Here is an 8,516-nt window from a genome sequence, read left to right as displayed (position 1 = left end):
GGCAGGCTGCCACAGCACGCGGTCACAGGCCCGGGGATATCAACTGAGGCCCAGTCCCTGGGAAGAAGCCCCGACTTGCGGGACAGCCCTTAGGCGGCTGAAGCAATCCCATTGTCGGAATTTCGGTGGCGCCCAGTAGTGCCATCGGCGACATGTCCGCTTCTGCCCCAACACCGAGCAGGTCAAGGTTGCAACGGCAGCCGTTCCCGCAGTCCGGACCGTGTTCGGGCAGGAGAACCAGGCCGCAGTTGTCGGTAAGCACGGCTATCCCAAGGTGCGGAATGGCGCCTGGTCGTACCATCTCACTGCCTCGGCAGCCACGGGCAGCCCCATCGGGTTCACACCCCCCGTCGTGGGACTGAAAGTCCCTTCATGCCATCTGCTCAGTGTCAGCACTGCATCTCTTAATCGATCACGGTTCACCCGATGGGACGAACGGAGGTGGTGGCTCCGTTTCCATTCTTGTCGTGGTCGTTGGTCATGGCGCGGCGTCCGCAGCGGTTCTCCTCGCGTGTCCGCGCCGCGTGTACACGTCGAAGCAGAGGAAGGAGACACCGCGTGCATCTGACCTTGCATGAGCAGGAACGGCTCATGATCCGTGTCACGGCGGATCTGGTCGAGCGACGCCTCATTGAGGATCCCACGCTCGAATTGAACTACCCGGAAATCATGGCCTTGTTCTCGGCCTATGTCCTCGAGGCGGCCCGCCACGGCAAGAAGACGGTTGCCGAGCTTATGGACACCAATCTGAGCGATGTGGCAAAGCAGCTCCAAGACCGCTTCACCAAGCTCGGCACCACCGTCACCTTGCCGACCTCGGCGGGCAGCCCGACCCTCAAGACCATGCTGGGCGTCCGGGAGATGATCGGCGACGTGCAGGTCGAGGCGACGTTCAAGGACGGCACGAAGCTGGTGACCATCCCGAATCCGCTGGCGGCTGAGGACCCCATGACGGACTACCCGGGCAAGCCGGAGCTTCTCCCGGACGACGATCAGTACGCCGTGGTGTACAACACGGACGATCAAGGCAACCCCCTGCCGGTGGAAGACCTATGGGTGAAGAACACCGCGGACCGTCCCATCCAGGTCGGCTCCCACTTCCACTTGGCCGACGTCAACGCGAAACTCAAGTTCTTTGTCGATCAGAACTGCACCCAAGAGGCGAACGTGAGGGGCAAGCGCCTGCACATTCCAGCCGGTACGTCCGAGCGGCTCGATCCCAGCGACACGCGTCCAGTACGGGTGGTGCCCATCCAGGGAGCGAAGTTGGTCAAGGGCCTTCGAGCAGGCAAATCCCCGAGTGCCCCGGCTGGTTCCCCTCTTAACCCGGATGTGTCCTGATGAGCAACATCGTCGGGCAGGCCCCGAGCAGCGCGGCTTCGCCCACCTCTCCGGCGTCACTGCAGCGGAGCAAATACGCCACGTATTACGGTCCGACGGCCGGTGACCGGTTCAGGCTCGCCGACACCAATCTCGTCGTCAAGATCGATCAGGACTGGTGCGGCGGTGACGGCCGCAGCGGCGACGAGATGCTTTTCGGCGGCGGCAAGGTCATCCGCGAGTCGATGGGCATGTCGCACTTCCCCAGGCGCGACACCACGCACGAGCCGGTGGACACGGTGATCACCGGCGCGTTGATCATTGACTACTGGGGTGTGGTGAAGGCCGACGTCGGCCTGCGAAATGGTGAGATCGCGGCGATCGGCCAGGCGTACAACCCGGAAACGATGTCGCCGATGGCCCAGGATCCGGCCAACACGCGTGCCTCGAACTTCGTGGTGGGGCCGGAGACCGAGGTGGTCTCCGGCAACGGACGGATCCTGACCGCGGGCGGCATCGACACCCATGTGCATTTCCTGGGCCCCGGACAGATCCACGAGGCACTCGCGTCGGGTGTGACCACGCTCATCGGCGGCGGCACCGGTCCCGCGGAAGGCAGCAGGGCCACCACCATGACGCCCGGCGAATGGCACATCCGGCGGACGTTCGAGGCACTGGACGCCTATCCGGTCAACATCGGGCTGTTCGGCAAGGGCGGCACGGTGAACGAGGACGCGCTGAAGGACCAGATCCTCGCGGGCACCATCGGCCTCAAGATCCACGAGGACTGGGGAGCCACCCCCGCAGCCATCGACAAGGCCCTGGAGGTCTGCGCGACTTACGGAGGCGCCCAGGTCGCTCTGCACGCCGACTCGATGAACGAGTCCGGCTTCGTCGAGGACACCTTCAACGCCACCAAGGACCGCAGCACCGGTTTGCCCCGGGGCATTCACGTCTTCCACGTCGAAGGCGCCGGCGGCGGCCACGCACCGGACATCATGAAACTGGCAGGCAAGGGCTACGAAAGCGTGCTGCCCGCGTCGACCAACCCGACCCGCCCGCTGACGGTCAACACGGTCGCCGAGCACATGTACATGATGGTCATCTGCCATCACCTCAACCTCAAAGTCGACGCGGACAGACAGTACGCAGACTCGCGCATCCGGCCCTCCACCATGGCCGCCGAGGACTGGCTGCACGACACCGGAGCCATCTCGATGATGTCCTCCGACTCGCAGGCCATGGGACGTATCGGCGAGATGATCATGCGGACCTGGCAGACCGCACACGTCATGAAGAAGCGCCGCGGGCCCCTCCAGCCGGAGCCCGGCTGCCGGGAACCGGCGGACGACCAGGACTCGGACAACTTCCGCATCAGGCGCTACATCGCCAAGTACACGATCAACCCCGCCCTCGCCCACGGCATCAACAAGCACGTCGGCTCCGTCGAGCCCAAGAAGGTGGCGGACCTGGTGCTCTGGGAGCCGAAGTTCTTCGGCGTCAAGCCGCACATGATCATCAAGGGCGGACAGATCGCCTACGCCCAGCTTGGTGACGCCAACGCGTCCATCCCGACACCGCAGCCGTACCTGCCCCGCCCGGTGTGGGGGTCATGCGGCCGGGCCCCGGGAGGCAACTCCTTCAACTTCGTGGTGGACCACGACGATGCCGTCGACATCAAGAAGGAGTACGAGCTGACCAAGGGGATGAAGAAGATCACCTCCACCCGCGGCGTTGCCAAGGGCCACATGAAGCTCAACTCCGCGTCGCCGGATATCAAGATCGGCCCCGATGCCTTCGACGTCACCATCGGCTCGCTCACGTCCCCGGGCGTGCCCCCGGGCGTACCTCCGGGCACGCCTCCGGGTGCGGGCAGGGGGACGACCACGGATGCCGTCACCGTGCTGAAGGACTACCCGGAGGCTCCGGCTAACCCGCAGGACAAGCAGATGTTCGCACCGGGCCAAACGCCCGATCCGGAGCTCTACGAGTCCGAACTGCCGATGGCACAGAGGTATTTCCTCTTCTGAGCCCGGGGTCTGGCCCGGCGGCAGCCGGCGCCGGGCCAGCTGCCCCGGGGAAGCCCCACCTCTTGCATTCAGTACCTGAGAAAGGCAGGCCACCGTTCCCATGAGCCATGCCGCCCTGCTCGTTCTGGCCGACGGCCGTTTCCCCGCGGGTGGGCATGCCCACTCCGGTGGTGTGGAGGCCGCGGTCGCCTCGCGCGGTGTCCATGACGCCGCAAGTCTGGAGGCGTTCTGCCGGGGCCGCCTGCACACCGCCGGGCTGAACGCGGCCGGCCTCGCCGCCGCTGCCGCCACCGGTCACGACCTGATAGCGCTGGACGAGGCCGCGGACGCACGCACCCCCGTACCAGCACTGCGGCGGGTCGCCCGCAAGCTCGGCCGGCAGATGCTGCGCGCGGCCCGTGCCGCCTGGCCCTGCCCCGAGCTCGACCAGATCGCCCACCGCCTGCCGCAGGGCGCACACCAGCCCGTGGTCCTGGGCGTCGCCGCCCGCGCCGCCGGCCTGACCCCGCTGGATGCCGCCCAGTGCGCCGCGTACGAGAGCATCGGCGGCCCCGCGACGGCGGCGGTGCGGCTGCTGAGCCTCAACCCGTTCGACGCGACCGCCCTGCTCGCCCGGCTCGCCGGCGAACTCGACGACGTCGCCCACGCCGCGGCCGGAGCGGCAGCACGACTTGCCACCGACGGTGTCAAAGTCCTGCCTGCCGCCTCCTCGCCGCTGCTAGACATCACCGGCGAACAGCACGCCGCCTGGCCCCAGCGCCTCTTCGCCTCCTGACCCCCCACACCGTTCGGAGAACGCCATGCACCTCGACCACGACACGATGCTGCCGCACCACCACACCCCGAGCGTCGAGGCCCTGCGTCCCGACGGCAGGCGCCGCGCTCTGCGCATCGGCCTGGGCGGCCCTGTCGGGTCCGGCAAGACCGCCACCGTCGCCGCACTGTGCCGCGCCCTGCGCGACCGGCTGTCCATCGCGGTGGTCACCAACGACATCTACACCCGCGAGGACGCCGAGTTCCTGCTCCGCGAAGCCGTACTGCCCCCGGAGCGCATCACCGCCGTCGAGACCGGAGCCTGCCCGCACACCGCGATCCGCGACGACATCTCCGCCAACCTCGAAGCCGTCGAACAGCTGGAGGAGACACTGCCCGCACTGGACCTGATCCTCATCGAGTCCGGGGGCGACAACCTCACCGCCACCTTCTCCAAGGGCCTCGTCGACCACCAGGTGTTCGTCATCGACGTCTCCAGCGGTGACGACATCCCCCGCAAGGGCGGCCCCGGCATCACCACCGCCGACCTCCTCGTCATCAACAAGACCGACCTCGCCCCCTACGTCGGCGCGGACCTGGGGACCATGGCCGCCGACGCGAACAAGCAGCGCGGCAGCCTCCCCGTCGTCTTCACCAGCCTCGCCTCAGACGACGGCATCCAGCCGGTCGCCGACTGGGTCAGCGGCTGCCTGTCCGCCTGGCATGACAAGGCCGCCGTATGACGGCCGCCGCACCACGTACGCGACCGGCGCCCACAGGAGCACGCACCACGCCCGCGCCGGTCGCTGAAGAAGGCGAGACGGTCGACGGGTGGACAGACGAGACATCCGCCGTCGAGTGGATGCACACAACGGACCCCGCACTCTCCGGGGTCCGGGCCACCGCCGTCATCAGGGCCGCCCACAACGGCTCCATCACCACTGTCCCGCGTCTGCGCAACAGCGGCCCCTTCCACCTGCACCAGACGCAGTCCCACGGCGAGTGGGCCCGCGTCAGCGTGATCAGCTCCATGTGCGCGCCGCTCGGCGGAGACCGACTCGCTCTCGACGTCACCGCCGAGGAACACGCCAAGCTGGAGGTGTCCACGGCAGCCGCCACGATCGCACTGCCCGGCGCCACCGGCGCCCTCGCGACCTACGACGTACGCCTGACCGTCGCCGACCACGCCATGCTGACGTGGCTCCCCAAACCCCTCATCAGCGCCAGGGGCAGCACGCTTCACCAGACCTGCACCGTCGATCTCGCTCTCACCGCCGCCGTAATCCTGCGCGAAGAGCTGCTCCTCGGCCGCGTCCCCGAGCCTCCCGGCCGCCTCACCACCCGCCTGACCGTGAATCGGGGCGGCCGCCCTCTCATCGACCAGCAGACCGACTACGGCGGGACGGCACCGGCATGGGACGGACCCGCCGTACTGGGCACGCACCGTGCCACCGGCCAGTTCCTCGTCGTGGACCCCCGTCTCACCGCCGATCACCCGCCGATCCTCATCGGTGACGATCCCGAGCAGGGACACGCCGTTCTCACCCCGCTCGCCCGGCACCCCGCCTACCTGGCTACCGCCACCGCCCACACCCTCCACCACGTCGGCGAGCTCCTGGACACAGCCCTCGAACACATCCGGAACATGTAGCCGGGATCGCCGCTGAGCTCCAGGCGAAGTACCGCATACACCCAATGGCATCGCACGACAGCGCACCGGACTCGGTCACCACACAGCTTGTCCAGGGCCATGTGCGTAACCGACCGGAAGCCACCCTGCGCCTGCGCAGCGCAACGAGTACCTCGATTCCTCAATCACTGGCTATCGCACTCTGCTGGTTTTTGCGGCGCCCCCTGCTGGCTCCTCACCTGCGGCTGACTTCTGCGGCGTAGTCGGCACCGAAGCCCTGGCTCAGGCGGGTCCAGTTGTCTCCGGTGGAGTGGTGAAAGCCGAGCAGTCGGCTGATGACGACGGCGGGCAGTTCCGAGGCGATGTCCATCAGCGCCGCGTGGCGTGCGAGCTGGGGTGGGACGCCGATCGCCTTCAGGCGCCGGCCAAGGGTGTGCGGGTCGATCGGCTGTCCGGGGTAGATGCTGTGGAACAGCCACTTGGATTCCTCGATCGGGACGGTGGCCGCACGGCCGTTCCGGCGCTCGACGAGCTGGCGGATCAGGTCATCCAGGGGCGCGGAGATCTCGGCGGGGACGCGCCCGAGCTTCAGAGCGAGCGTGTCGCCACGGTCGACGATGTGATCGGTGGTGAGGCGGCTGATGCGGCCAACGGGCTGGGCAAACAGCAACAGAAGCAGGCCGGCGGCCCGGTCTACGACTTGGAGTTGCTCGTCGTGGACGAGGCGGCGGACCAGGGCCCAGCGTCGGTCCTTGCCGATGGTGCGCGCGGTGAAATAGTTGCTGATGACCGGTGCGGTCAGGGGTCGGCTGTGGCCGCGTCTGCTGGTCCAGAGCAGGAATCCGCGGACCGTGGCGCGGGTGCTGGGGCCGTCGCTGAGCCAGGCGTCCACTGGGTCCTGGGTGCAGGTGCCCAGGGTGGCGCCGCCGTCGTGGAGCCATTCCAGCAGGCGGGCCACGTTACGGATCTCGACCCGTACGGTTTCGGCCCGGCTGTGGGTGACCAGTTGTCCGGCGGGCAGGCGGCGGAGCCTGCGCAGTGGCTGCCAGTTCGTGTAGTTACGCAAGATCCTGCGCTCCTCAGCGGACGAGACGCGGGGGACGGTCGCGGCCAGCCAGCGTTCCAGTCGGGCCAGTTGCTCGTCCCGGGCGGGCAGAGCCCCTGCGGCGACCAGCGCGGCCCGCAGATACTCCACGCTCCGCGCGGCGGCGAAGCGGTCGAGGAATTCGTGAGTGACCGGCCCTTGCTCGGTCGCCAGGGCCTGGAGCACGGTGCGGCGAGCGGGCATCTTGTGGAGCCAGTGCAACACGGTGCGGGGCAGCGGCTTCAACAGCGCCTCGAAGACCGGTTCCAGTTCCGGGCGTATGAGACCGCCGGGCGGGCTGAGCACGTCGCGCAGGTCAGCGGCGCGTACGCAGGCGGTGCACTGTCCGTTCCGGTAGAGCCGTTCGACGGACCCGCACTGGGTGCAGGGACGGTGTGCGGCGGGATGCTTGGACCAGCAGGTCTGACACAGGGGCTCGCCCTCGGGGGTCCGGCCGCTGGTGCGGAAGTTCCCGCCGCAGCCGGCACACGGCTGGGCTTGTTGCCACAGTTTCCGCACAGCGGTTCGCCGGTGGCGGTCCGGTTGTTGACGCGCCGGTGCTTGCCGCAGGCGGTGCACACGGCCTCCGCACGTCCCTTGGCGCTGCACGGCAGGCACTTGGGGGCCGCGGTGTTGGCGAAATAGCAGGGCCCGCGTTTACCGCAGGTCGCACAGATAGCGGTGGGGATCTGTCGGCAGGCAGCGCAGACTCCGCCGTCGTCGGTGCGCAAGTTCCTGAACCGCATCTCGCCGCAGGCACTGCACGGCCGGTGATTGAAGGGGTCGTGCTGACGGCAGGTACCACACACGGGCTGGCCGTCGAACCTACGGCCGCCGATCTGTCGCACGCGCCCACAAGCCGCGCAGGTCGCGATCTTCGTGTCGTTCCAGCACGACCCGCAGCAACGCAGCCCGTCACGACGCTGTTTAAGGTCGGTGGCGCGCCGGCAGAACGGACACGAGGGCACGACCACGCCGCGGGCGCCGCGATGGATCAGCGCCTGGGCCAGGGCGGAGATCTTGGGCGGTCCCTCGGCGCCACGTCCGGTCAGCAGGCCAGGAGTGTCTTCCAGCGCCCACAGCAGCCGAAGCTGTCCGGGGCGGGTGCGTTCGACCGAGCGGATGGCCTGCTGTGCGGTCGCGGGCGAGACGCCGAAAGGGCCGACTGCGATCAACTTGGCCAGTTCCTGAGCCGGGTCTGCGGCGCCCCAGGGCGGATGGGCCCGGCAGCGGGGCCGGCCGGCGCGGTCGCGTCCGGCGAGGGTGGTGCTTCCGCAGATCACGCAGGGGTTGGCGCGCGTATTGCGGCGGTTGCTGCAGGCGGTGCAGATGCGTGCGCCGTCACCGAGTCCGGTTAGCGGACGCTCGCGCCCGCAGTCGCCACAGCGGGGCAGTACGAGGTGTTCGGCGCCAGCCTCGCGCAGCGCACGGACGAGCCGTTCGATCGCGCGTGGCCCCTCGGGACAACCGGATGTCAGCAGGTCCGGCCTGGCCTGGAGGACCTCGGCGAGCATCCGCAGCTGGGGTCGCTGGCGGAAGACCGCCTCGAGCACGGCGGCGACATCGATTCGCTCGCACGCGGGGTCGGCCGACCGGACGATCTCGCTGATCACGGCCTCCGGCTCCGTGGTGGAGCGCGGCAGTTCAGGGTCGGGCACGACCGGCGCCTACTCGGGCACGATCCGGGCCCGCTTGGGCC

Annotated in this window: 7 protein-coding genes; 5 read left to right on the top strand and 2 right to left on the bottom strand. The window is 68.6% G+C overall.

Annotated elements, in window-relative coordinates; genetic code table 11:
- Positions 1-558: 558 nt before the first annotated feature.
- The 5 genes from ABZ154_RS31320 to ABZ154_RS31300 all read left to right on the top strand — a co-directional run bounded on the left by ABZ154_RS31320 (position 559) and on the right by ABZ154_RS31300 (position 5,754).
- Complete coding sequence (locus ABZ154_RS31320; RefSeq protein WP_355982049.1) at positions 559-1,341, top strand: urease subunit gamma; 783 nt, start codon at positions 559-561, stop codon at positions 1,339-1,341.
- Positions 1,341-3,350: an urease subunit alpha gene (gene ureC, locus ABZ154_RS31315; RefSeq protein ID WP_356837747.1), complete on the top strand. Its 2,010-nt coding sequence runs from the start codon at positions 1,341-1,343 to the stop codon at positions 3,348-3,350. Before ABZ154_RS31320 ends, ureC begins: the two co-directional genes overlap by 1 nt.
- Before the next feature lie 100 nt (positions 3,351-3,450).
- A complete protein-coding gene (locus ABZ154_RS31310; protein WP_355982053.1) occupies positions 3,451-4,125 on the top strand; it encodes an urease accessory UreF family protein in 675 nt (224 codons plus the stop codon).
- A gap of 25 nt (positions 4,126-4,150) precedes the next feature.
- Entirely contained in the window at positions 4,151-4,846 is a 696-nt protein-coding gene (ureG, locus tag ABZ154_RS31305) for an urease accessory protein UreG (protein ID WP_356837746.1), read from the top strand.
- Between the two features lie 119 nt (positions 4,847-4,965).
- Complete coding sequence (locus ABZ154_RS31300) at positions 4,966-5,754, top strand: urease accessory protein UreD (protein ID WP_356837745.1); 789 nt, start codon at positions 4,966-4,968, stop codon at positions 5,752-5,754.
- A gap of 214 nt (positions 5,755-5,968) precedes the next feature.
- On the opposite strand, the gene ABZ154_RS31295 is transcribed toward ABZ154_RS31300, so the two are convergent.
- A complete protein-coding gene (locus ABZ154_RS31295) occupies positions 5,969-7,123 on the bottom strand; it encodes a hypothetical protein (RefSeq protein WP_356837744.1) in 1,155 nt (384 codons plus the stop codon).
- Positions 7,060-8,430, bottom strand: a complete 1,371-nt coding sequence (locus ABZ154_RS31290; protein ID WP_356837743.1) for a hypothetical protein — start codon at positions 8,428-8,430, stop codon at positions 7,060-7,062. The genes ABZ154_RS31295 and ABZ154_RS31290 overlap by 64 nt, the downstream gene beginning before the upstream one ends.
- Positions 8,431-8,516 lie beyond the last annotated feature (86 nt).

Origin of the sequence: Streptomyces sp. NPDC006261, assembly GCF_040613515.1 — a bacterium.
Lineage (GTDB): Bacteria > Actinomycetota > Actinomycetes > Streptomycetales > Streptomycetaceae > Streptomyces.
This window is presented reverse-complemented; position numbering and strand designations above follow the sequence as displayed.